The 231-nt window shown below is 64.5% G+C and carries 1 protein-coding gene; it reads right to left on the bottom strand.

The window, feature by feature from the left end:
- Positions 1 to 231, bottom strand: a 231-nt coding sequence (locus tag KVT28_RS27240; RefSeq protein ID WP_256448519.1) for a cysteine protease StiP domain-containing protein, incomplete at both ends; no start/stop codon positions are given.

A 231-nucleotide genomic window follows, 5' to 3' on the forward strand; every position in this document is an offset into this window, starting at 1 on the left:
GTTCGAGGCTGCGGACCAGCCCGCCGGTGATGGCGCCTTTGCCGGTCCACCCATCAACGAACACAATGCCTGCGGTGCCGTGGCGCGCTTCGATGATCTCCAGCGCGGCCTGATCAATACCGCGAACGCGGATGATGCTAATGCCGTAATGGTAAGATTCGTGGCCCATCGCGCACAGCGCCTGTTGCAGCATCACGCCGAGCGGCACGCCCGCGCGCACCAGGCTTGCTA

This window comes from Pantoea sp. GbtcB22 (assembly GCF_019091025.1).
GTDB lineage: Bacteria > Pseudomonadota > Gammaproteobacteria > Enterobacterales > Enterobacteriaceae > Pantoea > Pantoea leporis.